Source organism: Brachybacterium avium, from assembly GCF_002216795.1.
Taxonomy (GTDB): Bacteria; Actinomycetota; Actinomycetes; order Actinomycetales; family Dermabacteraceae; genus Brachybacterium; species Brachybacterium avium.
In genome coordinates this window covers 1195758-1222103 of record NZ_CP022316.1, presented here as the reverse complement: position 1 = coordinate 1222103, position 26346 = coordinate 1195758, and the positions used below count along the sequence as shown (strand labels likewise).

At 71.2% G+C, this 26346-nt stretch carries 23 protein-coding genes and 1 tRNA gene; 12 read left to right on the top strand and 12 right to left on the bottom strand.

Translation table 11 applies throughout. From position 1 onward, the window contains the following. Nucleotide 1 precedes the first annotated feature (1 nt). Both CFK39_RS05625 and CFK39_RS05620 read right to left on the bottom strand, forming a co-directional pair. A complete protein-coding gene (locus CFK39_RS05625; protein WP_157697077.1) occupies nt 2–676 on the bottom strand; it encodes a hypothetical protein in 675 nt (224 codons plus the stop codon). Nucleotides 677–786: 110 nt separating this feature from the next. Beyond that, nucleotides 787–1746 carry a glycosyltransferase family 2 protein gene (locus tag CFK39_RS05620; protein ID WP_157697076.1) on the bottom strand — a complete coding sequence of 320 codons (960 nt, stop codon included), beginning with the start codon at nt 1744–1746 and terminating at the stop codon, nt 787–789. A 192-nt stretch (nt 1747–1938) separates the two neighbouring features. On the opposite strand from CFK39_RS05620, the gene CFK39_RS05615 reads away from it, so the two are divergent. Both CFK39_RS05615 and CFK39_RS05610 read left to right on the top strand, forming a co-directional pair. Then, a complete protein-coding gene (locus tag CFK39_RS05615; protein WP_245822935.1) occupies nt 1939–5331 on the top strand; it encodes an ATP-binding protein in 3393 nt (1130 codons plus the stop codon). A 140-nt stretch (nt 5332–5471) separates the two neighbouring features. After that, nucleotides 5472–5978, top strand: a complete 507-nt coding sequence (locus tag CFK39_RS05610) for a hypothetical protein (protein ID WP_089064633.1) — start codon at nt 5472–5474, stop codon at nt 5976–5978. Here CFK39_RS05610 and CFK39_RS05605 read toward each other — a convergent pair. Next, entirely contained in the window at nt 5944–7434 is a 1491-nt protein-coding gene (locus tag CFK39_RS05605; protein ID WP_089064632.1) for a maltokinase N-terminal cap-like domain-containing protein, read from the bottom strand. The two genes, CFK39_RS05610 and CFK39_RS05605, sit on opposite strands and share 35 nt — an antisense overlap. A gap of 555 nt (nt 7435–7989) precedes the next feature. Between CFK39_RS05605 and CFK39_RS16735 the strand changes: the two genes are divergently transcribed. Both CFK39_RS16735 and CFK39_RS16730 read left to right on the top strand, forming a co-directional pair. Next, a complete protein-coding gene (locus CFK39_RS16735; RefSeq protein ID WP_245822934.1) occupies nt 7990–9009 on the top strand; it encodes a hypothetical protein in 1020 nt (339 codons plus the stop codon). Continuing rightward, nucleotides 9003–9473 carry an Ig-like domain-containing protein gene (locus CFK39_RS16730; protein WP_245822933.1) on the top strand — a complete coding sequence of 157 codons (471 nt, stop codon included), beginning with the start codon at nt 9003–9005 and terminating at the stop codon, nt 9471–9473. Before CFK39_RS16735 ends, CFK39_RS16730 begins: the two co-directional genes overlap by 7 nt. A 136-nt stretch (nt 9474–9609) precedes the next feature. Here CFK39_RS16730 and CFK39_RS05590 read toward each other — a convergent pair whose 3' ends face one another. The 5 genes from CFK39_RS05590 to CFK39_RS05570 all read right to left on the bottom strand — a co-directional run bounded on the left by CFK39_RS05590 (nt 9610) and on the right by CFK39_RS05570 (nt 17049). Beyond that, nucleotides 9610–11625, bottom strand: coding sequence for a family 20 glycosylhydrolase (locus tag CFK39_RS05590; protein WP_245822932.1), 2016 nt, complete (start codon nt 11623–11625; stop codon nt 9610–9612). A gap of 278 nt (nt 11626–11903) precedes the next feature. Next, nucleotides 11904–12974, bottom strand: coding sequence for a C40 family peptidase (locus CFK39_RS05585; protein ID WP_245822931.1), 1071 nt, complete (start codon nt 12972–12974; stop codon nt 11904–11906). Between the two features lie 601 nt (nt 12975–13575). Further along, nucleotides 13576–13652, bottom strand: a tRNA-Pro gene (locus tag CFK39_RS05580). A 57-nt stretch (nt 13653–13709) separates the two neighbouring features. Further along, nucleotides 13710–14648: a metallophosphoesterase gene (locus CFK39_RS05575; protein ID WP_089064629.1), complete on the bottom strand. Its 939-nt coding sequence runs from the start codon at nt 14646–14648 to the stop codon at nt 13710–13712. Between the two features lies 1 nt (nt 14649). After that, nucleotides 14650–17049 (bottom strand): penicillin-binding protein, encoded by a 2400-nt coding sequence (locus CFK39_RS05570; RefSeq protein WP_157697075.1) that lies wholly within the window; start codon nt 17047–17049, stop codon nt 14650–14652. 256 nt (nt 17050–17305) lie between these two features. On the opposite strand from CFK39_RS05570, the gene CFK39_RS05565 reads away from it, so the two are divergent. From CFK39_RS05565 to CFK39_RS05550, 4 genes are read left to right on the top strand one after another with little or no spacing between them, the layout of a single operon-like run. Next, entirely contained in the window at nt 17306–17608 is a 303-nt protein-coding gene (locus CFK39_RS05565) for a WhiB family transcriptional regulator (RefSeq protein WP_089064627.1), read from the top strand. A gap of 41 nt (nt 17609–17649) precedes the next feature. Further along, on the top strand, nt 17650–17820 hold the full coding sequence (locus CFK39_RS05560; protein ID WP_089064626.1) for a Sp36 family protein: 171 nt from the start codon (nt 17650–17652) through the stop codon (nt 17818–17820). Nucleotides 17821–17824: 4 nt separating this feature from the next. Continuing rightward, nucleotides 17825–18325 carry a RidA family protein gene (locus CFK39_RS05555; protein WP_089064625.1) on the top strand — a complete coding sequence of 167 codons (501 nt, stop codon included), beginning with the start codon at nt 17825–17827 and terminating at the stop codon, nt 18323–18325. Between the two features lie 10 nt (nt 18326–18335). Then, nucleotides 18336–19157 carry an MBL fold metallo-hydrolase gene (locus CFK39_RS05550; protein ID WP_089064624.1) on the top strand — a complete coding sequence of 274 codons (822 nt, stop codon included), beginning with the start codon at nt 18336–18338 and terminating at the stop codon, nt 19155–19157. Nucleotides 19158–19351: 194 nt separating this feature from the next. On the opposite strand, the gene CFK39_RS05545 is transcribed toward CFK39_RS05550, so the two are convergent. Beyond that, entirely contained in the window at nt 19352–20029 is a 678-nt protein-coding gene (locus CFK39_RS05545; protein ID WP_076808401.1) for a Crp/Fnr family transcriptional regulator, read from the bottom strand. A 152-nt stretch (nt 20030–20181) separates the two neighbouring features. Here CFK39_RS05545 and CFK39_RS05540 point away from each other — a divergent pair, with 152 nt between their 5' ends. The 4 genes from CFK39_RS05540 to CFK39_RS05525 all read left to right on the top strand — a co-directional run bounded on the left by CFK39_RS05540 (nt 20182) and on the right by CFK39_RS05525 (nt 23168). Continuing rightward, entirely contained in the window at nt 20182–20880 is a 699-nt protein-coding gene (locus tag CFK39_RS05540; protein ID WP_089064623.1) for an endonuclease III domain-containing protein, read from the top strand. Beyond that, nucleotides 20877–21575: an NUDIX hydrolase gene (locus CFK39_RS05535; RefSeq protein ID WP_089064622.1), complete on the top strand. Its 699-nt coding sequence runs from the start codon at nt 20877–20879 to the stop codon at nt 21573–21575. Before CFK39_RS05540 ends, CFK39_RS05535 begins: the two co-directional genes overlap by 4 nt. Before the next feature lie 200 nt (nt 21576–21775). Next, nucleotides 21776–22162: a cold-shock protein gene (locus CFK39_RS05530; RefSeq protein WP_089066301.1), complete on the top strand. Its 387-nt coding sequence runs from the start codon at nt 21776–21778 to the stop codon at nt 22160–22162. Nucleotides 22163–22166: 4 nt separating this feature from the next. Further along, on the top strand, nt 22167–23168 hold the full coding sequence (locus tag CFK39_RS05525) for a DUF3027 domain-containing protein (RefSeq protein WP_089064621.1): 1002 nt from the start codon (nt 22167–22169) through the stop codon (nt 23166–23168). Between the two features lie 150 nt (nt 23169–23318). Here CFK39_RS05525 and CFK39_RS05520 read toward each other — a convergent pair whose 3' ends face one another. The 3 genes from CFK39_RS05520 to CFK39_RS05510 are packed head-to-tail and all read right to left on the bottom strand — an operon-like array spanning nt 23319 to nt 26328. Continuing rightward, complete coding sequence (locus tag CFK39_RS05520) at nt 23319–24467, bottom strand: DNA polymerase III subunit delta' (RefSeq protein WP_089066300.1); 1149 nt, start codon at nt 24465–24467, stop codon at nt 23319–23321. Nucleotides 24468–24526: 59 nt separating this feature from the next. Continuing rightward, nucleotides 24527–25258, bottom strand: a complete 732-nt coding sequence (tmk, locus tag CFK39_RS05515) for a dTMP kinase (protein ID WP_089064620.1) — start codon at nt 25256–25258, stop codon at nt 24527–24529. Further along, nucleotides 25255–26328 (bottom strand): Gfo/Idh/MocA family protein, encoded by a 1074-nt coding sequence (locus CFK39_RS05510; RefSeq protein ID WP_089064619.1) that lies wholly within the window; start codon nt 26326–26328, stop codon nt 25255–25257. Before CFK39_RS05510 ends, tmk begins: the two co-directional genes overlap by 4 nt. Nucleotides 26329–26346 lie beyond the last annotated feature (18 nt).

Below are 26346 nucleotides of genomic sequence, written 5' to 3'. Positions count from 1 at the left end.
GTCAGGTCCTTCCGGGGGAGTCGTCGGTGATGGCGCTACCCTCGCCGACAGGGAGATCCGCGGCGGCGATCAGCGCGGACCAGAAGCTCCCGGTCGTGTGCAGGGGAAGTGCGCGGCGGTAGCTCGCCCGGAGCTCGGGCCAGCGCTGCGCCAGGTCGAGATGCGACCTCAGCGAACGTGCGAGGGCGCGGCGCATCGCCGAGCCCTGCACCGCGAAGGCTACCTCGACCTTCCCGGCGTCATCGATGATCCGCAGGGCATCGCCGCCGAGCGTGGTGCGCCAGTGCACGAGATCGGCGGACACGTCGAGCACCACCCGCGGCGGTCCGTCGGGGCGCAGCATCCGCCCCAGCGCATGCCGCAGCGCCGTGGGCAGGGGCAGCGGGGAAGGATGGGTGGGCGGCAGCTCGGAGTCGATGTCGTTCTCGCGGTGCCAGCGGTCGACGATCTGTGCGCCCTCGGCCCGTGCGCGTCCCAGGTCATCGCCCAGCCAGCCCTGTGGACCGCCGCGCACCGCGTCGATGCCGTGCTCCCAGAGCTCGGCGGTCAGCAGATGACCGGACAGGACATGCTTGGCCTGGTGCAGCAACGAGGAGCCGACCACTCCGCGCCCGGCACCATAGGCCGCGGCGACCGCCAGCCGATTGCGGTGCAGGACCCGTGCGGTCCACGTCATCTGCGTCCGGTACGCGGTCCACGGCGGATGATGCACCGCAGTGCCCGGCAGCACCGCGTGGCGGTAGCCGTGCGCGGTGGCACGCAGCCCGTATTCGGCGTCATCCCACTTCAGGAACAGGGGGGCGGGGTATCCGAGCTCGAGGGCCGTGCCCGGGGGAACAGGGTGCCCCACCAGCCGGTGTAGTTCGCCTCGCCCTGTGCGGTCAGGAAGGTCCAGTCCGCCGGGCCGGTGCCCGCCAGATCGGTCGCGCCGCGCCTGCGATCACTGGACCTCCATTGGAAGGCTCTGCTGTCCACCTTCTCGGTGTGGGCGACCAGGAGAGAGGGACGTGCGGCGGAGAACAGCGGGGTGCCGACGATGGTGGGCACGGCGGACAGCGCCTGGTAGGTCACCATCCGACGCAGGGACTCCTCGGACAGGACCGCGTCGTCGTCGGAGAAGAGCACCGCTGCGGCTGGGTCCCGGGAGGCTTCGAGCATCCCGCGGGCATAGCCGCCAGAACCTCCGAGGTTCGCCTGCGTCACCAGCTGGAGGCTCGGGTGCGTGGCGAGCAGATGCGCGAACTCGCGGTGGTCCGGCAGCGTTCCGCCCTGGTCCACGACCACCACGGACGTGACGACCTCCATCTGCAGGAAGCGGCGGGCCTGGGCGAGGGCGTCCTCCTCCCGGCGGTAGGTGGGGATCACCACGGTCACCGGGGCCAGCTCCACCCGCTCCGGCAGCGTCCAGGTGACCGCGCCTGCAGCGTCGTCGACCCAGAGCCAGTCGTCGTCGTGCTCGGCCAGGGGGATCTCGTGCCGTCCCGCGGCGAGGAGGCCGTGGCGCCGTACGTGACCGTGGCGAGCGCCGAGCAGCGTGGCGGGACCGTCCGCGAGAGACAGGGTCACGGAGCGTTCGCCGAGCACCTGCTTCCAGGCGGCGACCGGGAAGGCCTGCCCCCACAGAAGGGGTGAGGCGAGAGCATCGGTGCGCTGCAGAACCGTCGATGACGCGTCAGCGCGGGCGCCGTCGAAGGTGGCGGCGCCGTGCTCATCCGGCGAGCCGGAATCGCTCGGCACGTCCTGCATCCATACTCCTGACGACGTCGGACGGATCCGGGACTCGGTCGCTGCGCATCGCTGGGCGGAGGGTCGATCGAGGGGGGCCGACCGCTGCGGGGTGATCCCCGGTAGCTTCGCGACTATAGCAAGGTGATCGGCGGGTGGAGGCGCGCCCCGCGCGGTGCCCGCCCGGGCGGATGCTCCCGGTACCCTGCAGGGGTGGAATCCGCAGCCGACACCCTCGACCTCCCCGGCATGGCCGAGACCGACGCGCCCGCCCAGCCGGTGGAGCGCGACCCCGACCACCCCCATCCCGGGCAGTGGCGGCTGGTCGCCGTGCAGATCTCCAATTGGGGGACCTTCCACGGCACTCATGACCTGGCGATCTCCTCCAAGGGGTTCTTCCTCACCGGCGGTCCCGGCACCGGCAAGTCCACCCTGCTGGACGCGATCAGCGCACTGCTGACGCCGCCGCGCGGCCTGCAGTTCAACGCTGCGGCGTCCGATGCCGGCCCGAATCGGTCGAAGTACCGCCGCACCGTGGCCAGCTATGTGCGCGGCGCCTGGGCGATGGCCTATGACCAGGCCTCCGGCGAGTTCAGTCAGGAGGTGCTGCGGGAGAAGACCACCCTGTCGGTGCTGACCCTGCGCTACAGCGACGGCAAGGGCGGCACCATCCAGCTCTCCCGGTTGCTCCTGCTGCACGCCGGCCACTCCGCGGATTCGGACGTCAAGAGCCTGTACGTCATCGCCCGGAAGCCTCTGGACGTCACGGATCTGCGCCAGTTCGTCTCCACCCAGATCGAGGGCAAGGCGCTCGAGGCCGCGCATCCGGGCACCCAGACCTTCCGTCAGTTCCGTGAGTACCGTGCCGCGTTCTGCCAGCTGCTGGGCATCCCGGACGAGAAGGCGCTGGGGCTGCTGCACAAGATCCAGTCCGCCAAGGAGCTCGGCGATGTCAACGCTCTGCTGCGCGACTACATGCTCGACGCCCCGCGCACCTTCGAGCTCGCCGACCAGGCGCTGGCGAACTTCCAGAACCTCTCCGAGGTGTACGAGGCGCTGGTGACCGCTCGCGAGCAGCGCGAGCTGCTGCGCACCCTGCGCGGCTCGCACGAGGACTGGGCCGCCATGCGCGAGCGCGGCGGCGCGCTGGTGGACCGTCGGGCGGATATCGACGTCTTCGCCGCCCAGCACCTGGTGCGGCTGCTGGGCGACGAGACCGACCGGCTCCAGCTCGAGCGGGACCGGCTCGCCGCGCAGCAGCGCCGGCTCACCCAGGACGTCACCGAGGCCCGCTCCGACCTCGCCCAGCTCAAGGAGCAGCGCAAGCGCGCCGGCGGCGGCGAGATCGACGACTGGAAGCAGCAGATCGCCGGCCTCGAGGTGGAGCGGGAGCGGCGCCGCGAGCGTGGCACAGAGTTCGCCGCCCAGCTCGCCACCGTCGAGCTGCGCACCCCGGCGGGGGAGGACATGTTCCTCGCGCTGCAGCGCGAGGTGACGGCGCTGCGCGAGTCCCTGGAGGATGAGGAGAAGGGGGCCGACGCCGCCCGCTGGGAGGCCGAGGCGGCAGTGCGCGAGCTGGGCCAGACCCTCGCCCGCACCCGGGAGGAGCTCACCTCCCTCACCACCCGCGCCTCGAACCTCCACTCCGAGGACGTCGCCCTGCGCGACCACATCGCCGCCGAGGTCGGCATCTCGCCTGCCGAGCTGCCCTTCGCCGCCGAGCTGCTGCAGGTGCGCACCGGGGAGGAGGAGTGGACGGCCGCCGCCGAGCAGGCGCTGCGCGGCCTGGCCCGCTCGATCCTGGTCCCCGACCGCATCTACCGCGAGGTCGCCGCCGTCATCGACCGCACCAGGCTGCGCCGCCGGATCTCCTACAACCGGGTCAACACCGACCTGCGCCGCCCGGCCAAGAACATCGATGACCGCTCCCTGGCGGCGAAGCTCGACGTCAAGGACGGCGAGTTCCATGTCTGGCTGTCCCACGAGATCGCCTCTCGCATGGACTACACCTGCGCCGAGAGCCTGGAGGAGTTCACCCGGCTGACCCGGGCCGTGCTGCGCTCCGGGCAGATCAAGCACTCCGCCGCCCGGCACGAGAAGAACGCCGACCGCCAGATCAACGACCGCTCCCAGTGGGTGCTGGGCTTCGACAACCGCGCCAAGCGGGCCGTGTTCGAAGCCGAGCGCACCCGCGCCGAGCAGGCGCTCTTCGAGGCGCAGGCCCGACGCAAGGACGTCGAGGCCGAGCGGGAGCGGCGCCGCGAGCGCCTCTACGCGCTGCAGATGATCAGCGCTGTCACCTGGGACGACATCGACGCCGCCTCGGTGGCCCGGCGAGTGGCGAACCTGCGCGACATGGTGCGCGCCGCGGAGGACGGCTCGGCCGCGCTGGCCGAGCTGGCACGCCAGATCGAGGACGTCGAGCAGTCCATCGCCGGCAGTGACGAGGAGCTGCTGGAGGTGGTGCGCAGTGCCGGCAAGCTCGGGGAGCAGGCCGAGCGCGCCGAAGAGCGCCTGGTCCGGGCCCGCGAGCGGGTCGCCGAGTCGACGCTCGATCCCGCGATCGAGCAGGAGCTGGCCGAGCGGTTCGCCGCGATCGCCCCCACGCTGGTGCTGTCGACCATCGACCAGGTCACCAAGGACGCCTCTGCGACCCTGGACGCGGAGCTGATGGACCTGACCCGTCGCACCTCCCGCGCCGAGGAGGACATGCGCACCGCGATGCGGGAGTTCTCCCGCCGCTGGCCCGCCCAGGCGGGGGACACCGCCCCGACGCTCGAAGGGGTCGACGATTACCTCGCCATCCTGCAGCGGATCGAGGAGGAGAAGCTGCCCGAGGTCGAGGACCGCTTCTTCGAGTTCTTCACCGGCAACACCCTCGGTGACGTGCAGGCGCTGGCCACCGCGATCGCCCGGGAGCCGGCGGAGATCCGCAAGCGGCTGCAGCGGATCAACTCCCTCCTGGCGCAGGTCGAGTTCCACTCCGGACGCTTCCTGCAGCTGTCGATGCGACCGGTGCACCTGGCCGCGCTCGACGAGTTCAAACGCGCCCTGGAGGAGGCGGTGGCGGACACTGCGCTGAACGACATCTCGCGGGATCGCGACCTGGCCGAGGAGCGCTTCGTCTCGCTGCGGCACCTGATGGACATGATCGGCGCGGCCCGCACCCGCGACGACCAGGTCTCCCGCGTGATCCTGGATGTGCGCCGCCATGTGCACTTCCATGCCGAGGAAGTCGATGCCGAGGGGACCGTGGTCCACGCCCATGAGTCCGGTGGCCCGCTCTCGGGCGGTCAGAACGAGCGGCTCGCCACCTTCTGCCTCGCCGCGGCCCTGCGCTACCAGCTGGCAGGCACCGGCCACGAGGTCCCCAGATACGCGCCGATCATCATCGACGAGGCGTTCTCCAAGGGGGCGGGCAAGTTCATCACCGCTGCCATGGAGTCGTTCCGCCACTTCGGCTTCCAGGTGATCCTCGCCAACCCCGGCAAGAACCCGCAGGCCCTGGCCCCGTTCATCGGCGGCGTGGGGGTGGTGTCGATCCGGCAGGACCGCTACTCCTCGGTCGCGCCCGTGGAGTTCGTCTCGACCGCTGCCGACGAGTAGGGCGGGACGTCGATGGGGAGTTCTCCCCATCGGCAGCGACGCCCGGAATCGATACTCTGGTCGCCCACCGCTCCGGCCGAGCGGTGCAGCGTGACGCCGTCGCCCCCCGGGTGCGGCACAAGGGTGGGAGGTGAACGGCGATGTCAGCCCTCCCCTCCGGCGCACCCGATGCGATCCCCAGCCAGGACCAGACCCATCAGCGCATGCACGACCTGCTGACCGCGGTCACCACTGCGGTGCTCGAGGAGCAGCCCGGTCTGCTCGACTTCCGTGATCATCGCCCCCAGCGGGACCGTTCCTCCGGCGACTCCTGGCGCGGGCTGCAGACCATGTGCCATGTCAGCGCGCTGCTGGTGAGCACCGGTGCCCCGACCGGTTCCGAGAGCGCCACCGGGCAGCTGCTCGGAGTCGCTGATGGGGTCGCGACCTCCCAGGGAATGCACCGCCGCTCCGAGCGGGCCGGTGCCGGGATGACCACCGCGAGCTGGACGAGCGCGGCTGGGGACCTGCTCGAGATCGTCGTCGGCGTCCGCGTCGCGGTGCGTGCGATCAGCGCACCCTTCCTGCCCGGCTCGCTGACTCCGATGGCCACCACCAGCCCGTCCTCGGCGCTCAGCCCGCTGACGCCGCCGCGCCTGGTGCGCTGATCCGCTCCAGCGCGGCCACGGGGATCGGCAGCCAGTCCGGACGGTTCCGCGCCTCGTACAGCGCCTCGTAGACGGCCTTGTCGGCCTCGAACGCCGCCAGCAGGACAGCCCGGGCCGTGGGATCTGCGGGCTCCCCGGCCTCCTGCCCGTACCCGGAGAGGAAGGCGGCACGGGCGCCGGTCGTCCATGCGGCGGCATCGACCCCGTGCTCCTGCCGCACCGCGCCGGCGACGTAGTCGAGGCTGCGCAGCATGCCGGCCACGTCCCGCAGCGGGGAATCGGGCTGGTTGCGCTGGGCCAGCGGGCGCAGCGGCTCGCCCTCGAAGTCCAACAGCACCCACCCCCGCTCCGGGGACAGCAGCACCTGGCCCAGGTGGAGATCGCCATGGATGCGCTGCATCGCCGGCCACGGCACCTCGAGCGCCGCCTCCAGCAGCCCCTCGAGCACGCCGCGATGGACCGCTACCTGCGGCACCTCGGCGGAGACCGCGGCGAGGCGCTGCCTCATCTGCGCCACCATCGACCCCACCGTCGCGGAGTCCGCGATCACGGTGCCGAGCACCCGGGCGAGGTCGCGATGGACCTCCGCCACCGTCATCCCCAGACGACGGATCTCCTCCTCGTTCCCCTCGCCGGCAGCGGCGAGGCGCAGTGCGTGCCGCCAGGCGTCCTCGACCCCGGGCAGGAACTCCTGGGCCAGCAGCGAATGGGTGCGGATCCGGTCCACTGCCACCGTCGCGGAGCCGATGAGCGCGGGCACCCGGGTGCTCCCGGCCGCGGTCAGCGCGCCCTGCAGCACCACATCGGGGTTCTGCCCGTCCTGCAGCACCCGGAACAGCTTCACGATCAGCGGGGAGGCGCCCTCGATCTCGACGATGAGGGAGGTGTTGGACTGCTCCCCGAGAAGGACTCGGCTCCGCATCGCGCGGCCCACTGGCAGCGGTGCGTCGGGGACCGGGCGATGGGATGAGAGGCCGAGGGACGGGCCCAGAGCACCCTCCCCGGAGACCAGGATGGCGATGATCGCTGCTCTCCCGTCCGCATCTCGGGTGGCATCGTCCACGCGCAGCGGACTGCCGCGGACCGTGACCGTCCCGACCCGCGCACCCTCGTCGGCCCCCTCCGGCGCGGTGCCGGGGCGCCGCAGCACCAGCGGCACCTGGTAGAGCGCCTCGCCGCCACCCGCGAGGGACACGGCCACCACGACCAGCACCACCAGATGATCCGGGGCCACGCGCAACGGCGCCCAGCCGCGGATCCCGGTGCGCGGCGACCCGGAGCCCTTATGGGCGTACCAGCGCTGGGCGGGCATCCAGGCCGCCAGCGGCTCGGTGAGCAGCTCGAGCACCTCCTCCAGCGGCGGCAGCGCAGAGACATCCAGGGCGGCGTCCGGGACGGAGCCGCCGAGCGCAGCGCCGTCGGCCGCGGCGGGGGAGGGAGCATGGCGCGCATCCATGACGACACTCTACGAGCGGGCCGTATCCGGCCGACGGTGTTCCCCGGTCCCCAGGCACGCGTTGCTACCCTGGCCGGATGCTCGAGCCGTCGCCGCGTCGCTCCTCGCGCGCACGTCCGGGATCCCTGGTCGCGCGTGCGGCGGCGCTGTGCGCAGCCGGTGTGCTGGCGCTGTCGACCGCGCTCCCGGCCACCGCGCTGGGGAGGACGGCTCCTTCGAGTTCCCGGCCGAGACGCAGACCCTGCACATGGTCCCCAGCGCGATCACCCGCATCCCGCTCGGTGCACTGATCCAGGACGGTCTCGAGGACGAGGTGGACCTCGACTCGGCCCAGCTGGTCCTGCCCGAGGGCGCCGGTGAGAGCACGCTCTCGCAGATGAGTCTCGGGGAGGACGCCCGCAGCCTCGAGGTGAAGGGGGAGGGGACCTGGTCGCTGCTCGCCGACCAGCTGGTCTTCACCCCCCTGATCGGGGTGGAAGGTCCGACTGCACCGATCGAGCTGACCATCGGCGGACTGCACGCGGGCCGCTCCGAGCCGGTCCGGCTCACCCCGAGATGCTGGAGCTGGAGGAGATCACGGCACGCGGCTCGGCCGGTGAGGCGACGAGCATCGACCTGCCCAGCAGCGTCCCCGACCAGGGCTCCACACGCCTGGAGCTGGGGGACCTGCCCTCCGGCTCCACAGTGCTCACCGACGGGAGCCGGGCCCTGGTCCCCGACCAGGGCGCCTGGCAGCTCGCGGCCGACGGCGGCACCATCACCCACACCCCCTCGGGGCCGGGGCTCGGCCGACAGCTCGACCCGGTCCGCTTCGTGATCGAGGACGACGAGGGCGCGGCGGAGCAGGCCGGCCGGATCACGCTCTCGGTCCCGATCATCTCCGACCTCGACTGGTCCGCCCCGTACGGACAGGAGATCCTGTTCGTGGTGGGAGAGGGGCAGCAGTATGTCGACCCGGCGACGCTGCGCCTGGAACCGCTGGGCCCCTCCGAGGCCCACCGCGCCTCCGAGGACGGCACCGAGGTGACGGTGGAAGGACAGGGGACCTGGGCGCTGGATCGCGCGGCGGCCACGGTGCGCTTCACACCGGAGAGCGACGACGTGCGCGAGACCGCGCCGATGGGCATCACCGGCGGGGACGGGAAAGGCCACACCGCCTCGACCGCACAGCTCAGCACGGCATACCCGATCCTGCGCTCGCAGACCGTGGCCGGGGCGCCCGGCACCGTGATCGGCATCGACATGAGTGCGGGCAGCAGAGACATCAGCTCGGACTCGCTGCGCTTCGACCCGGCAGCGGCCCCCGAGGGCGCGGAACCCTCCGCGGACGGTGCCGAGCTGGTCGTCCCGGGGGAGGGCACCTGGCGGATCGACCACGAGACCGGCACGGTGGTGATGATGCCCGTGGAGGGCTTCACCGGCACCGCCGCACCGGTGGGGATCGTCGCCCGCGGCATCTACGCCGACAACCTGGTCCAGGCCACCGTGGAGGTGATCGTCTCGGGGTCGTCGCCACGCCGCGCGAGGATGAGGGGCGCACCGCGCCGCAGACCCCGGTCACCGTGGACGTGCTGAGCAATGACACCGCCGGCAGCGGTGCCCAGCCGCTGCTGCCCGAGACTCTGCGGATCAGCTCCCTCGAGGCGACCAACCTGGCCGAGCTCGAGGACGGCCGGGGCACCCGGCTGCTCATTCCGGGGGAGGGGACCTTCTCCGTCGGGGACAACGGCACGGTGACCTTCGAGCCCGTCGAGGGCTTCACCGGCAGCACCACGCCGATCACCTACGACGTCCGCGACAGCGCGGGAGTTCCGGTCCAGGCGACCCTGGTGGTCGATGTCGACCCGGACATCAGCGCGTCCGCGGAGCCGGTGATCGAGGTCAGCGGCATCAACAGCCTGCTGGTGGGGCTGATGCCCGGATCGACCGGCACCGCGGTCCTCTTCGGCACCATCGTGCTGCTGCTGCTCTTCGGCGGCGGGGTCTCGCTGGGGATCGGGCTGCGCATGGAGACCGATCGACGCGCGTGGGAGGACTGATCGACGTGCTGCGAGGGACGAGCGGTAGGAGATCAGTCGGTGGGGCGCAGGACTGATCGACGTGCTGCGAGGGACGAGCGGTAGGAGATCAGTCGGTGGGGCGCAGGACTGATCGACGTGCTGCGAGGGACGAGCCTCAGCAGCGTTCGGGCGTCGGAACCGGCTCCTCGAGCGCGGCGGAGGCCGCCGACTCCTCCTCGAGCCCGCTGAACCCGTCGCCGATCAGCACCGTCACCGCGTTCCCCTCCTGTTTCTCGTCCAGGCTCAGCTCCGCGCCCTGGATCTGCACCCTCACGGACTGCGCGGCCAGGTAGCCCTGGGGTCCGTGGACGATGGTGGCCGGGCCCGTGGCGTTGCGCGTGTTGCCGGGGCTCTCGACCCCGTATCCCCTGTCGGCGAGCTGCTCGGAGACGTCACCGGCCAGGCCGCTGCGGCGGGTGCCGTTCAGCACGGTCACCGTGACCTCCCCGGGCGGCAGCGGGACGGCGCCGGGCTCCGGGCAGGAGAGCTCCACGGGCGGGTCGCCGAAGGGCTTCTGTGCGATCACCCCGGGATCGGCCACCGGTTCGCTGAGCTCGCCGACCGCGTAGACGCCGACCGCGATCAGGGTGACGGCGAGGATCGAGAAGATCGTCAGCTGTGTCGCCCGGAGCCGTCGGGTGCGGCGCAGCCGCTGGTTCCGTCGGCGGACGTCGTCGGCGGAGCGGCCGTAGGGGTGGGCGTCCTGGTGGGAAGAGCTCATCTCAGTCCAGCGGGCGGTAGCTGATGCCGAAGGCGTCCAGGCGCGGCAGGTGGGCGCGCAGCCGCTCCTCGAACTCCTCCCAGCTCTGCTCCGGGGAGCCCCATGCCCGTTCGGCGAGGGCGCACATCCGGGGAAGGCCATGTACTGGACCTGCTCGGCCGACGGCATGTACTCGGTCCACAGCTGGCCCTGCAGACCCATCAGCAGATTCTGTTGGTCCTCATCGAGCGCGTGCGGCGAGAACTTCGCGGTGTAGACATCCTTGACGGTGGTGAGCCCGCCGATCGCGAGCGGCTCATCCTTGGGGGTCGCCTGGTAGTGGTCGAAGTAGGTGTGCTCGTTGTTCGCGATGATGGTGCGGAAGCCGCGCGAGGTCGCCTCCTTCAGCCCGTTGCCGTGGCGCCAGTTCATGACCACGGTGTCATCGGGCAGATGAGTCTCGAGCACCTCGTCCCAGGCGATGATCCGCTTGCCCTTCTCGGCGAGGACGTCGGCGGCGAACTGCGTGAATCGGCCCTGGATCTCGGAGACCCGGGTCAGGCCCCATTCGTTCATCCGAGCACGGGCGGCGGAGGAGCGCTCCCACTCCACCCGCGGGCATTCGTCACCGCCGATATGCACGTACGGGGCGGGGAAGAGGTCCGCGATCTGGGTGAGCACATCGCGCAGGAAGTCGAAGACCTCGTCGGAGACGCCCAGGACGTGATCGGAGATCCCCCAGACCTCGCGTACCCCGAGCTGCTGCTCGGGGAAGTTGCCCAGCTCGGGGTAGGCGGCGATCGCCGCCTGCATGTGGCCGGGCAGGTCCACCTCGGGCACGATCATGATGCCGCGGCGCCGGGCGTACTCGACCAGGTCCGTCAGCTCCTCCTGGGTGTAGGAGCCGCCGTGAGGGGTGCCGTCGAAGGTCCAGCTCTCCTCGTCCTCACCCATGTGGCCGATCAGGGTCTGCTCGCGCCAGGCACCGATCTCGGTCAGCCGCGGGTATCCCTTGATCTGGACCCGCCAGCCCTGGTCGTCGGTGAGGTGCAGGTGCAGGATGTTCAGGCGGTGCAGCGCCATCGCATCGATGAGGGTCTCGATCTCCGCGGGCGGCAGGAAGTGACGGGAGACATCCAGGTGCATGCCGCGCCAGGCGTACTTCGGCCGGTCGGAGATCGTCACGCACGGGATCGAGCCGTTCGCCCCGGTGACGATCTGGGCGAAGGTGTTGCGGCCGTCGGCCAGCGAGGCTTCGCTGCCGGCGCTGAGGGAGGCCCCGGCCGGCGAGATCGACAGCGCGTACTCGGTGGCCTGGAGGGCGTCGTTGAGTCCGACGGAGAGCTCCTCCCACGGATCGCTCGTCTCCCATGTGCCGCCCGACCAGACGACGGATTGGGGCAGCGGGACGAGGGCGAGTGGATCGGGCATTGCTTCTCCTGGGAGGACGTCGTCGACCATGATCGGATCCAGTTTGCCATGGGGAGGCGGCCCGAGGTGCCCGGCGCCGTGCTGTCGGTCGCGGTGCCGGCAGCCGGTCGGTGGTCGGCGCGCCGCGTCGGCCGCGACTGAGGTGGCCGGACGCACGGGAGCCCGGTCGGTGTGGCCGACCGGGCTCCCTCACGTCGCCCTGCTCCTTCCCGTTGACGCTCTCGCGTCGAGCAGGCCGTCGTGGCCTTATGTCCGTCTACCGCGGACCGCCGGGATTCTCAGCGGTAGGTGACGAACACGTGCGGTGCGTTCCAGAGGGAACGCTCGACGACCCGCTGGCGCGAGCTGGAGGCGTCGATGATCCTGCCGTTGCCCACATAGATGCCCATGTGGCCGTAGTTGTTACCGGTGAACGCGACGAGATCGCCGGGCTGGGCCTCGGACTGCGAGATGACCCGCCCGCCGAAGGCATAGCCCTTGGCCGTCTTGCGCGGAAGGTTCATCCCTGCCTGGTTGTACGCGTAGTGCACCAGGCCCGAGCAGTCATAGCCGGTCGAGGGCGTCTGGCCGCCCCAGTGGTAGCGGGCACCGAGCTGCGTACGGGCGGCATCGATGATCGCCTGCCCGCGCACGGTGGTGCCGCTGACGGGCGTGCGCCCCTCATCGCGGCTGCCGGAATCCGCGGGGATGCGGACATTGCTGCCGATGGCGCTCCAGGTGCGGGGGCCGACGACGGCATCCACTGCGATCCCCGCGGCGGACTGCAGTGCGCGCACGGCTGAGGTCGTCGCCGGCCCGAACACCCCGTCGACCCGCAGCGAGGCGCCGGAGGCGTTGAGCTGCTTCTGCAGCGTGCTGACCGCGCTGCCACGCGACCCGACACGCAGCTTGGGCTGCGAGTGGCTCGTGCTCGGTGCCGTGGAGGTCCCGCCGGTCAGCGTCCCCCAGGTCATGGGGCCGACGACGCCGTCCACGGCGATACCTGCCCGCGACTGCTGGGAGCGCACGGCGCGCAGAGTCGCGGAACCGAACACACCGTCGACCTTGAGCGAGGAGCCATGCGCGTTCAGCCGCTCCTGGAGATGGGAGACGGCTGCGCCGCGCGCCCCGAGGCGGAGCTTGACGGAGGTGAACTGGGACTGTTTCTTGGCCGGGGCGACGCCGGGGGCGAGGCTCGGGGTGACGCTGGGGGCGATGCCGCGGACCGTGCCGACGGCCGGAGCCGCGGGTGCCTGGGCAGTGGCTGCTGCACCGCTGGTGAGGACGGCGGTCGCCGAGACGGCGCCGATCACGGCGGCGCCTCCGACACCTCGACCCACGGGGGCGCTGAGACCCCGGTAGTCGATCACGGCGCGACCGGGTGCCCGGTGCGTGCCTCGTGGAGCTGTGGGGAACATCGTGGGGGAACACTTTCTCCGGCGCCACGCATGGGGAGGTGCAGCGTCGAGGACGACGTGCACGAGACCAGCGCCCGTCACCCAGGGAAGTGGAGGAAGCGACCGGGCCGGTGACGGGAAGGCGGCAGCCCGGTGAGCACTGCCTGAGCGGATGCAGCACCGCTGGACACTGTATGTGCAGGTGATGGAGGGGCTACAGGGGAGTTTGCGCTCCAGCGAACACGATTTTGCGAAGATTTTGCCAAAAATGATGAAATTGCCTCGTGTTCCCATCGGATTTCGAATCACATTATGGTAGTTACGTCGTTGTAGTTCAATTGTGCGGAATGGTCGCACCGGGCGAGCGGCGCTCGGAGTCCGCAGGTCGAGCGTTGATTCTTTGCCCGAAATGTCCATTCTTGAGGGGTTCCGCAATTCCTGCGGAGAGGGACGCGGTATCGGGGTCCGGGAGTCGCCGACCGCTGTTGCGGAGCATTCCGGAAGGGCCGACGGAAGGGCGTGGGGAATGAGTGAAGGGCCGGGGATCGATATGCGATCCCGCAGCCCTTCTCGTTGGTCGGGGTGACAGGATTTGAACCTGCGACCTTGCCGTCCCGAACGGCACGCGCTACCAAGCTGCGCCACACCCCGGTGATGCCGCGCCGAAGCGGGCCATCGAGGAGAAACTTTAGCAGGCCCGGCGAGTGGTCACGACACCGGTGACGGCTTCGGGGCGCGCAACGTGAGCAAGGTCGCCTCCGGGGGAGTGAACAGTCGATAGTTCGAATACGGGCTCGCGCCCAGGCCCGCGCTGACGTTCAGGGGCACGCCCTGCCAGGTGGACAGGCCGCGGGCCTGCTGGCGGGGGATGTCGCAGTTGGTGACCAGTGCGCCGACGCCGGGCAGGCGCAGCTGACCGCCATGGGTGTGGCCGGCCAGGATGAGATCCGCACCGTCGGCGACGAAGGAGTCCAGCACCCGGCGGTAGGGCGCATGCGCCACCCCGAGGCGCAGCACGTTGCCATGCGCGGGCAGCGGCGGCGACGGATCCGCTGGTGCGGGCATCTCGTCGAGCTCGAGATGCGGGTCGTCGACGCCCACCAGGCGCACTTCGAGCCCGCCCAGCTCGATGCTCGCCCGCGTGTTCGTGAGGTCCTTCCAGCCGTGCTCGGAGAGCCGCTCGGTGAGCTCGCCGACCGGCAGCGTGGGCTCTCTGGGGTCGGTCAATCCGGCGGGCCGCGAATCCGGCAGCAGGTAGCGGGCGGGGTTCTTCGGCATCGGCTCGAACATGTCGTTGGAGCCGTGGACGAACGCGCCGGGTCGGCGCAGCAGCGGTTCCAGGGCCTGGGCCAGCACTGGGATCGCGGCCGCGGAGGCGATGTTGTCTCCGGTGTCGATCACCAGATGCGGGCGCAGCAGCGAGAGATGGTCGAGGAAGTCGAGCTTGCGCTGCTGGTCCGGCAGCAGATGGATGTCGCTGAGGTGGAGCACGCGGATCGTGCGAGCGCCCGGGGGCAGGATCCGCAGCTCGAGCTCCCGCAGCGTGAAGCGGTGGATCTCGACGTGCCGGGCCCAGACATGGGCCGCGGCGCCGGCGCCCAGCCCGAGGCCGCCCACGGCCCCGGCGGCCGCGAGAGCTGGCCGCACCTCAGTTCCCTCCGGTGGACTGGCGGATGACCACGGTCCTGCCCTCGGGCAGGCGGGTGCCGGGAGCGGGGTCCGTGCCGATCACGTACCACTTGCCCACGGAGCTGCTGGACTCGTTGCGCACCTCGGCCTTGAAGCCGGCCGACTCCACCGCGCTCTCCGCCTGGCTGAGCACCATCCCGGAGACATCCGGCACGACGCCCTTCTGGGCCACATCGGAGGACGGCGCGGCGGGCTTCTCGGGGGCTGCCGGGAACGGCTTGCTGGGCAGCCCCTCATGGACGCGGGTCATGTATTCCTGCCAGGTGGGCAGGGAGACGGTGTTGCCCCAGACATGACCGCTGCGAAGCATCTGTCCGTCCACCGAGAAGCCGCCGGGACGGATGTTGGCGTTCGGGTGGCCGAACCACACCGCGGTGGACATCTGGCGAGTGAAGCCGACGTACCAGGTGTGGTACTGGGAGCCCGAGGTACCGGTCTTGCCCCCGGCCGGGTGGCCCTCGATGATCTTGCCCTTGCCGGTGGCCTGGGGGTCCTCGAGGTCCTGCTCGAGGGTCCATGCCATCGCGTCGGCGACCTCCTTCTCCACTGCCTGGTGGCAGTCGGCGCCGGAGATCTCCATCGCCTCCCCGTTGCGGTCGAGCACCTCGGAGATGGCCTGCGGCGTGCAGTACGTGCCGCCGGCGGCCCACGTGGCGTAGGCGGACGCCATGTTCAGTGCGGAGATGCGCACCTCGCCGAGGACCAGCACGGCCGGAGCCAGCTCTGTGCCGTACATGTCCTCGATCGGCATCTCCCAGGTGTCCGGGTCATAGGGGTCGTACCCTGCCGGTACCACCCCGATGTCGCGTGCCGTGTTCGCGATGTCGCACAGGTCCAGCTGGCGCGCCATGTCCGTGTAGCCGGTGTTGATCGAGAACTTCGTGGCGTTCAGTGCCGTCTCCATCGGCGAGATCCTCACCGAGACCGCGTTGTCGGGGTTCCAGGCCTCTGCCGACCGCCAGGCGCCCCGGGGCAGGCAGGCCGCGGGGGAGCGCGAGATCGGGCGTCGCTCGGTGCTGACCCTGTCGTAGATCGACCGGTCGTGCTCGAGCCAGTCCTGCAGGACGAAGGGCTTGAAGGTCGAGCCGACCGGGAAGCCGTTGCCGCCGCCGAGAGACTTGGGAACGTTGTAGTTGATCGCCGTCTCGCCGGGGCCGACCTCCGCGTACGGGTTGAACGAGCGGTTCTGCGCCATCGTGAGGATGTTGCCGGTGCCGGGCTCGACGGTCACGATCGAGTGGCCGAAGCCGCTCGAGGAGTCGGCGGGGACCTTGCGCTCCAGGATGTCCACGGCCGCTGCCTGGGTCTCGGGATCCAGGGTGGTGCGGATGGTGAGGCCGCCGCCGTAGAGCAGCTCGCGACGCTCGTCGTAGGTCGGGGCGAAGGCCGGATCGTTCAGCAGTGAGCGCGTGACGTAGTCGCAGAAGAAGCCGCTGGTCCCCGCCGAGGCGCAGCCGGCCTGCACATTCTGGATGTCCAGCATGTCCTCCACCGGGATCGCGGTGTACTTCTCGTACTCCTCATCGGTGATGTAGTCCTCGTGCCGCATGTCCTGCAGGACCTCGTTGCGACGCTTCTGGCCGGCCTCGGGATGGGAGACCGGGTCGTACTGGTTCGGGCCGTTGGTGATGCCCGCCAGCAGGGCGGCCTCACCGGGGTTCAGATCCACGGCGCTCTTGTTGAAGTAGTGCCGGGAGCCGGTCTCCACGCCGTACTGGGAGGGCCCGAACTGCGCCACGTTCAGATAGGCGTTGAGGATTTCGTCCTTCGACCACTTCTTCTCGAGGGAGAGGGCCAGCTTCGCCTCACGCAGCTTGCGACCGTAGGACTGCTCGGTCGCTTCGATCTGGTCCTCCTGGTCGCCGCGCTGGACGGCATCCATCAGCAGGGCGTTCTTCACGTACTGCTGGGTCAGCGTCGAGCCGCCCTGGGTGGCGCCGCCGGCGGCGTTGGAGGCGAAGGCGCGGACCATGCCCTTGGGATCCACGCCGCCGTGCTCGTAGAAGCGACGGTCCTCGACCGCGATCACCGCATGCTGTATGTGCGGGGAGATCTCCTCCAGCGGCACCATGATGCGGTTCTCCGAATAGAAGATCGCCAGCAGCGAGCCATCCGAGGCTTCGATCCGGCTCGCCTCGTTCAGCGGCTCCACCTCGAGCTCGCTCGGGTACGAGTCGAACAGCGCGACGCCGTCCTTGGCGACGGCCGAGCCGGCCGACACCATCGGCAGGAAGAACGCCGCCATCAGCACACCGGCGAGCGCGGAGACGGCGAGCATCCCCAGCAGCAGGTAGATGGTCTGCAGCAGGGCTACGGGCAGGGAGCGGCCGGAGGCGGACGCGGACGTGGGGCGGGCCATGTTCCCACAGTACGGGCAGTGGCGGACCCTCGGCCATGAGGCATGCCACGAGTGCCGAATCTTCACGAATCCGTGGCGCGTCCCCCGCGGTGCCCGCCCGGCGAAGGGCCGGTCCGGGCGGCGGCGCCGTCGGCACTACCACGCCCAGCATGTCAGAGACTCGCGTGCGCCATGTTTTGCCATGTGGCGAGAGTCTCCTTACAGTGAGGGGCATGACCGGATCAACGTCGATCCGCCACCTGGGAAGGGGATGCGAATGACCATCGGGGAATCTCCCACGACCTCCGACTCGAGCTGGGCGACGCGTGGCGCCTGTGTGAGCATGGAGCCCGACGGCTTCTTCGTGCAGGGCGCCGAGCAGCACGCGGTGAAGCTCGCCTGCGGGGCGTGCCCGGTGAGGACGGAATGCCTGGCCGATGCCCTCGACAACCGCGTGGACTTCGGAGTGTGGGGCGGGATGACCGAACGGGAACGCCGGCGCCTGCTGCGCCGCCACCCCGACGTGAGCAACTGGTGGGCCGCGCTGCGTCACGCCGAGAAGGAGGCCGTGGGCAGCTGAGAGTCCCCCTGTCGGCCTGGTCTCCCCGGTAGGCTCTCCCCATGAGCACTGTGACCCGCTGGGAGTACCTGACCGTTCCGCTGCTGATCCATGCGACCAAGCAGATCCTCGACAACTACGGCGAGGAGGGCTGGGAGCTGGTCCAGGTCGTGCCGGGGCCGAACCCGGAGAACCTGGTCGCCTACCTCAAGCGTCCGCTGAGCGAGGGCTGAGCCGGTGAGCGCCGCCCCGCAGAGCCCCCGCATCCGGGCCCGGCTCGCCGAGCGCGGGCTCTCCCTGCCCGCCGTCGCCGCCCCCGTGGCCGCCTATGTGCCCGCCGTGGCGAGCGGGAACCACGTGCACACCTCCGGCCAGCTGCCCTTCGTGGACGGCGCGCTGCCGCTGACCGGCAAGGTCGGCGCCGAGGTCTCCCCGGAGCAGGCCGCAGAGCTGGCCGCCACCTGTTGCCTCAACGCCCTCGCGGCGATCGAGGCGCTGGTGGGCGACCTGGACGGCATCGTCCGGGTGGTCAAGCTGACCGGCTACGTCGCCTCGGACCCCGCCTTCACCGCACAGCCGACCGTGATCAATGGTGCCAGCGAGCTGCTCGGCGAGATCTTCGGCGAGGCCGGCTCCCACGCCCGGGCCGCCGTCGGTGTCGCAGTGCTGCCGCTGGACGCCCCGGTCGAGCTCGACCTGCTGGTGGAGTTCGACGGCCCGGCCGTCCCGAACGACTGAGAGCGCCGTCGTGGACGAGCATGCCCCGTCGCGCGATGCCGACGCGCCCCCCATCGAGCTGATCGACGTCCGGGCTGAGAACCCGGGCCCGATGACGCTGAGCGGCACCAACAGCTACGTGCTGCGCGACGGCGACCAGGTATGGATCGTGGACCCCGGCCCCCGCGATCCGGAGCACCTCGCCGAGCTCCTGCTGCGCTGCGGTCCGGAGCCGCGGCCCCGGGGCGTGCTGGTCACCCACCGCCATCTCGACCACACCGCCGGAGCCGCCACCCTGGCGAGGCAGCTGGCCGCCCGCAGCGGGCACGAGGTGCCGCTGTGGGCGGCGGATCAGTCCGCAGTGCCCGGCTCACGGCCGCTGCCGGCGACGCTCGAGGGCGACCACGGAACCGCGGGCCACATCATCCATCTGCCCGGCCACACGTCCGACTCAGTCGCCGTGCTGGTCGACGGCGGCCGCCTGCTCAGCGGGGACACGCTGCTGGGCGGTTCCTCCACCGTGATCGTGCCCGACGACGGCGGCTCCGTCACCGACTACCTGCAGTCGTTGGCGATCCTGCGGGCGATGACCATCGACGGCCGTATCGGTTCGATCCATCCCGGGCACGGTCCCGCCTACGAGACGCCGCTGGACGCTCTCGAGGCGATCGAGCAGGCGATCAGCCATCGCCGGGAACGCATCGAGGAGGTGCGCCGGGCACGGACCGCCGGTGTGCTGACCATGGACCGTCTGCTGCGGGTGGTCTACGGACCGGATCTTCCCGAGCAGCTCGAGGGCGCCGCCCGCTGGAACCTCCGCGCCGCGCTCGATCACCTGGCCGAGGAACGCTGAGCCGCTGATCCCGAGCCGGCGGCGCTTCCTCCGTGACACGCCGTCGGGAGACGCCGAGAACCCCGATCTCCCACCTCGGCGGGTGAGATCGGGGTTCTCGATGCGCGTGTCGCTGTGGGGGGCCGGTGTCGGCGCCGGAGCCGCTGCCGGGCCGCTGCCGGAGCAGCGGCCTCGCGGGCATCAGCTCTCGAGGGTCAGCGGGCGCGGCGGCGCAGTCGCTCGACGTCGGAGATCAGGACCGCGCGGGCCTCGAGCCGGATCCAGCCGCGCGAGGCGAAGTCCGCCAGCGCCTTGTTGACGGTCTCGCGGGAGGCGCCGACCAGCTGGGCGAGCTCCTCCTGGGTGAGGCCGTGGGCGACCATCACGCCGTCGTCCGTCTGTCGGCCGAAGCGCTGGGCGAGGTCCAGGACGTTCTTGGCGACGCGGCCGGGCACATCGGCGAAGACCAGATCCGCGAGGGACTCGTTGGTCTTGCGCAGGCGGCGGGCGAGCGAGGCGAGGAGGTGCCGGCCCACCTCGGGGCGCTGGGCGAGGACCCGGTACAGATCCTGCTGGGACAGCGAGTAGAGGGTCGACTCGGCGACCACCGTGGCGGTCGCGTTGCGCGGCGCAGGATCGAACAGGGAGAGCTCGCCGAGGGTCTCACCCGGGCCGAGCACGGCCAGCAGGTTCTCGCGGCCGTCGCCCGAGGCGTGGCCGACCTTCACCTTGCCGGAGCCGATGATGAACAGCCGATCGCCCGGGTCTCCCTCCCGGAAGATGATGGCGCTGCGGTGGTAGTCCTCCTGCTTCATCGACGCCAGCACGGCCTGTTTGCCGTCCTCGTCGAGCGCAGCGAACAGCGGTGATGACCGTACGATGTTCTCGTCCACGGAACCTCCTGAGTGTGGGGCCCCGAGCCTCGGGACCGTGCTGTGCTACTCGATGTGTCGTGAGCCACGAACTGCGGTGGTCACTGTCACATGATGGTCAAACACTACCGTGCTGACGCCGTTCGGTCCTGCCACCCGCCGAAGGAGAATCAATGCAGACCTCGAGGTCGACCCATCGGACTGCTGCGACGTCCGGATCCGGGGAGCCCGCCGACGCCGCTCTGGTCGCCTCCCGGCTGGCAGATCTGCACGTCGAGGCGCGCACCGAGCTCGACCACCGAGATGCCGTCGAACTCCTGGTCGCGACGGTGCTCTCGGCGCAGACCACGGACGTGCGCGTCAATCAGGTCACCCCGGAGCTGTTCTCCCGCTGGCCGGATCCCGCAGCACTCGCCGAGGCCGAGGAGGCCGCCGTCGCCGAGGTGGTGCGGCCGCTCGGAATGGGGCCCACCCGGGCGCGTCGGATCATCTCCCTGGCGCAGGGGCTGGTCACCCGTCACGAGGGGCAGGTCCCTGACGACCAGGCCGCGCTCGAGGCGCTGCCCGGGGTGGGCAGGAAGACGGCGCATGTGGTGCGGGGCGCCTGGTTCGGTCACTCCCTGCTGGCGGTGGACACCCACGTCGGCCGGCTCTCCCGACGCCTGGGCTGGACCGCCCGGACCGACCCCCGCAAGGTCGAGGAGGACGTGGTCGCCCGGATGGAGGCCGACGGCACCGGCGCCGACGCCGAGGAGCTCACCGTGCTGAGCCTGCGGCTGATCCTCCATGGGCGACGGGTGTGCACCGCCCGGGCGCCCCGCTGCGGGCAGTGCGTGCTGGTCGATCACTGCCCGCAGGTGGGTCTGGCATGAGCGCCGCGGAGGCCCAGGGCGCCGACCTCCCCGCCGAGGCGGCCTTCCTCGCCCCGCTGGCCGAGCGGGCGCGGCGCGGCGACGTGCTGGTGCGCCGCGACCCCCATCCGCTGGATCCGCCGCAGCAGGGCCGGCCCGTGCGCCGCAGCGCCGTGCTGATCCACCTGGCGGGCACCGGCCTGCACGACGCGCAGCTGGTGCTCGAGGAGCGCGGCCACGCGATGCGCTCCCAGCCCGGACAGTTCTCGCTGCCCGGAGGCGGTTTCGACCCGGAGGACCGCGACGACGTGCACACCGCGCTGCGCGAGGCCCGCGAGGAGACCGGGCTGGACCCGGCCGACGTGCGCGTGCTCGGCGCCTTCGCGCCGATACCGATGCCGTGGCGCGTCCAGGTCGTCACGCCGGTGCTGAGCTGGTCGCCGTCGCTGCTGCCGCTCGGGGTGCAGGACCCGATCGAGGTCGAGCGTCTGGTGTGGGCGCCGCTGACCGGGCCCGGCTCGCTCGGGGACCCCATGCATCAGCAGCGCGGGGTGCTCTCCGGCCGCGGCGTCGGCCCCGCCTTCGACCTCCCCGGCGGTGCCTTCGTCTGGGGCTTCACGGCGATGATCCTCGAGCAGGTCCTCACCGGGCTGGGGCTGGGGCCGGTGGCGGCGACCGCGCCGGAGCGTGAGATCCCGCCTGAGCGCCGCCGTTGACGGTTGCGGCGGTGTCCGTGGTCACCTCGGAATATTCCGCTCGCCCCGAGGTGGCCGGGGCACGATAGACTCGAGCGTTGCCGGACGGTCTCCGGCAGCCCCTCGGGGCGCACATGGAGCAGCCGGCACGGATGCTCCGCCCGCGCCCCGGGAACCAGTACTGGCAGACCGATGAGCAGCAGACAAGGAATGGGATCCAGGTGCCACGCGGCAAGGTGAAGTTCTACGACGCCGAGAAGGGCTTCGGCTTCATCCTCGATGACGAAGACGGACAGAGCGTCTACGTGCACGCTTCGAACCTGCCCGAGGGAGTCGACTCCCTCCGGCCGGGCGCTCGCGTGGACTTCGACATGGTCGACGGTCGTCGCGGCCCGCAGGTGCTCGCGCTGCAGCTGCTCGAGCCCGCGCCCTCGGTCAGCCGCGCCCGGCGGCAGAAGCCCGACGAGATGGCGGGGATGGTCGAGGACCTGATCCGCCTGCTCGACGACGCCTCCAACGGTCTGCGCCAGGGGCGGTACCCCGACCGCGGGCACTCGCAGAAGATCGCCACCGTCCTCCGCGCCGTCGCCGACAACTTCGAGGCCTGAACCCATGACGTCACCGACCACCGCTTCCCGCCGCGCCCGTACCGCGCGGCCCAAGCTCGACGCGATCGCGGCCGAGGCCGTCGACCTCGCCCGCGAGGCGCTGCTCGAGGTCACCGAGCCGGGCCAGGTCGGTGACCACCTCCGCGTCGAGGCCAGCGGGGAGCGGCTGGCCACCCATGTCTTCGAATGCACCATGCCCGGGTACCGCGGCTGGTCCTGGGTGGTCGTGACCACCCGCGCCTCACGCGCGAAGGCCGCCACGGTGGCCGAGACCGCGCTGCTGCCCGGCGAGGATGCGATCCTCGCCCCCGACTGGGAGCCGTGGTCCGAGCGGTTGAAGCCCTCCGACATCGGCGCCGACGACCTGCTGCCCTATCAGGAGCAGGATGACCGGCTCGAGCAGGGCTATGAGGCGACCGGCGACGAGGACGCCGACCGGGTCGCGCTGTGGGAGCTGGGCCTGGGTCGTCCCCGCGTGCTCTCCCCGGAGGGTCGCAGTGAAGCCGCAGAGCGCTGGTTCGAGGGAGAGTTCGGTCCGCGCCAGGGTTCCGGCCGCGGTCGCCGCGGCACCGTCGCGGCGCATTGCACCAGCTGTGCCTTCTTCACCCAGCTCTCCGGGTCGCTGCGGCACGAGTTCGGGGTGTGCACCAATGAGTGGTCTCCGGCCGACGGCCGCGTGGTGCACCTGAACTTCGGCTGCGGCGCCCACTCCGAGACCGGCCAGCAGGGCGAGGACCACGAGATCCCGCGCAGCAACGGCGTGATCGTCGACGAGCTCGACGTCGAGGTGGAGAAGGCCCCTTCCGGGGGAGCACCCGGCGATGCTGCTGCTGCCGAGTCGGCTCCCGCCGAGCCCGTTTCCGGCGAGCCCGCTCCTGTCGAGGTCACCCCGGCGAACGCCGCCGAGGGCACCTCCGCTGACACGGCCGAGGCAACCTCGACTCCGCTCACGGAGGTCCCGGAGGCCGACTCTCCGGAGGACGAGGCGTCCAGCGCCGACGCCTGACGGCTGCTGTCTGGTTCTGAGCGCCCTGTTTCTGATTCGGGTAGCAGGGCGCTCATGACGTGACAGGAACCCTTCACCCCAGGACGGGAGGGCGTCGGCAGCGCCTCGCTGCGGCGTGCGTCCCGGTGCGACCGGGTCGACGCAGCCCGCTCAGCGCAGGGTGACGGCGACGCGGGCCAGCAGTGCCTCGATCGCCAGCAGCGGCGGCACGTTCCCGCTGATGCGATTCCTCGCCGTCTGCACCGCTTCCAGCAGTCCCAGTGTGAGCTTGCCCGATCCGCGGGCGGCGGTCTGCTCGATCTCGCGGGCCACCTCGATGTTCACCAGCTCCGCCTCGGTGCCGAGCTGACGGCTCAGCACATCGCGCAGCACGGAATGCGCATCGAGCAGGTACCGGTCCAGCACATCACGTACCAGTCTGGTCTGCCGGCGCTTCGCGTCCTCCTCGAGCTGGCGCACCTGGGAGCGCAGGGACGGCGGCACCTTGCCGTCGTCGATCCCGGCCGAGCGCAGGAAGCGTTCCTTCTCCTCGACCGCGACGACATCCGCATGCTCCTTCGCCTCGGCCGTGGCACGATCCACCAGGGCCTGGGCGGCGAGCACCGCCTGCCCTGCCCCGCGCAGCGAGAGCAGGGTGCGGGCCGACTCCTCGCGGGCGGCCAGCGCACCGTCCTGGGTGGCATAGCGCAGCGCCAGCCCGATGTGCCCCTGGGCGGCGCGGGCGGCCCGCACCGCGAGCTGCTCGTCGATCCCGTCGCGGCGACGCAGCAGGTCGGCGACCACCGCGGAGGGCGGCACCGACAGGGTCACCAGGCGGCAGCGGGAGCGGATGGTGGGCGCCAGATCCTCCGCGGAGGGCGCGCACAGCATCCACACCGTCGATGGGGGCGGCTCCTCGATCGACTTCAGCAGCACGTTGAAGGTGCCGGCGCTCATGCGATCGGCGTCCTCCACGATCAGCACCCGGCGGTTGCCGGTGGCCGGAGCGCGCTGCGCCGTCATCACCAGTGCACGCACCTCCTCCTTCGCGATCGAGAGCTTGTCGGTCGCGACCACGGTGACGTCGGGATGGGTGCCCGCCAGCGTGGTCCGGCACGCCCGGCACTGCCCGCAGCCGAGCCCCTGCTCGCACTGCAGGGTGGCGGCGAAGGCCCGGGCGGCGGTGGAGCGACCGGACCCGGGCGGGCCGGTGATCAGCCAGGCCTGCGCGAGGGATCCCTGCGTGGAGGCGGCACGGCGGAACTGGGCGACGGCCGCTTCCTGGCCCACCACCTCGTTCCACACCCCACCGGCGGCCAGGGCGTCGGCGCCGGATCCCTCGCCCGACGAGCCCGTACCGCCCAGCGCCTCGGTGGCGGTCACTGCTCGTCCCGGTGCCGGGTGGGCGGTTCCGGCTCGAAAGTGGGGTCGAAGAGGTTCAGCACCTCTGCGATGGCGGTCAGCACCTGGGCGTGGACCTCCTCTCGGGAACGGGTTCCGTCGATCACCGCGTAGCGCTCCGGATCCGCGGCCGCGAGGTCGAGGAACTCCTGACGCACAGCCTCGTGGAAGCTGAGCCCGGCAGATTCCAGACGGTCCCGTTCGCCGGTGTCACGGCGCTCGTCCAAGGTCTGCGGGGGCACGTCCAACAGGATCGTGCGGTGGGGGAGCAGCCCGTCGACCGCCCACAGCGAGAGGGTGGCGATGGTCTCGGCATCCAGCTCCCGCCCCGCTCCCTGGTAGGCGACCGAGGAGTCGAGGTACCGGTCGCCGAGCACCAGGCCGCCGCGGGCGAGGTGGGGGCGCACCACCGAGGCGACATGATGGGCGCGGTCCGCGGCGTACAGCAGCGCTTCCGCCCGGGGGTTCACGTCCTCGCCGTGCAGCAGCAGCTCCCGGATGCTCCGCCCGAGCGGGGTCCCACCGGGCTCGCGGGTGGTGAGGATGAGATCCTCCGCGACGGAGCGGTCGGTGACCAGGTGATCCCGCAGCAGCTGCATCTGCGTGGACTTCCCGGCCCCGTCACCGCCCTCGAAGGAGATGAACACCCCGCGGGTGGGCGGGTGGGGGGAGGGGATGCGCAGGGCGCGGACCGGGTCCAGGGTGCTCATGCGGGCTCCTCCCCGGGGTAGACCACGCCGATCTCCGCGCGCATCGCATCCATCGTGCTCATCACGTCAAGGGTGTCCTTCCAGCTCATCAGGGGAGACTCCAGCTCTCCGGCGGTGATCCGTCGGGCGGCCTCGGCGACCTCGTAGGCCATCCCGTCGCCGGGGGCCCCGGGATGGTCGACGCTCGCCGAGCGGCCGTCGTGCAGTGACACGGTGAGCGTGCCCGGGGCGAAGAACGGCGCGGACAGACGGGCGGACCCGAGAGTCCCGCTGACCACGGCCTCGGTGGGGGTGCGGGTGCGCAGGGTGGTGGACAGTCGCGCCCTTCCACCCTGCTTCCCGCGCGCCAGCAGGCCCATGTAGGCGTCGACGCCGGTCTCGGTGAGATCTCCTCGCACGGTGAGCTCGCCGAGGCTGCCGAGCACCATCTGGGCGAAGGAGACGGGATAGACCCCGAGGTCGAGCAGTGCTCCGCCACCCAGCTCGGGGGCGTACATGCGATGGCTCGGATCGACGGGGAAGGACTGGCCATGATCGGCGGCGACCTCCACGATCTCCCCGAGCAGACCCTCGGCGAGCACCTGCCGCAGCACGTCGTACCGAGGCAGGAACCGCGCCCACATCGCCTCCATCGCGAACACATCGCGTTCGCGAGCGAGGTCCAGCAGATCGCGTGCCTGGGCGGTGTTCAGCGTGAAGGCCTTCTCCACCAGCACCGGGATCCCGGCCTCGAGGACGGAGCGGGCCAGGGCGTGGTGCTGCGCATGCGGGGAGGCGATGTAGACGGCATCGAGACCGCCCCGCTCCAGCATCGCTTCCACCGAGTCGCCGGCGTGCTCGATGCCGTGCTTCGCCGCGAACTCCGCAGCGCGCTGCGCCGAACGGGAGGCGACCGAGACCACCCGGGACGCGGTGGCCCGGTGCGCGGTCGCCGTGAACTGGTCGGCGATGTGGCCGGGCGAGATGACTCCCCAGCGCAGCCCGGGCGCGGTCGACGGGTCGGGCACGGTGGAGGCGGGCAGGACGAGCGCGGGCTCGCCGCCGCCTCGGGGATCGTCGGTCTCGCTCATGGGTCCAATCTACCCAGC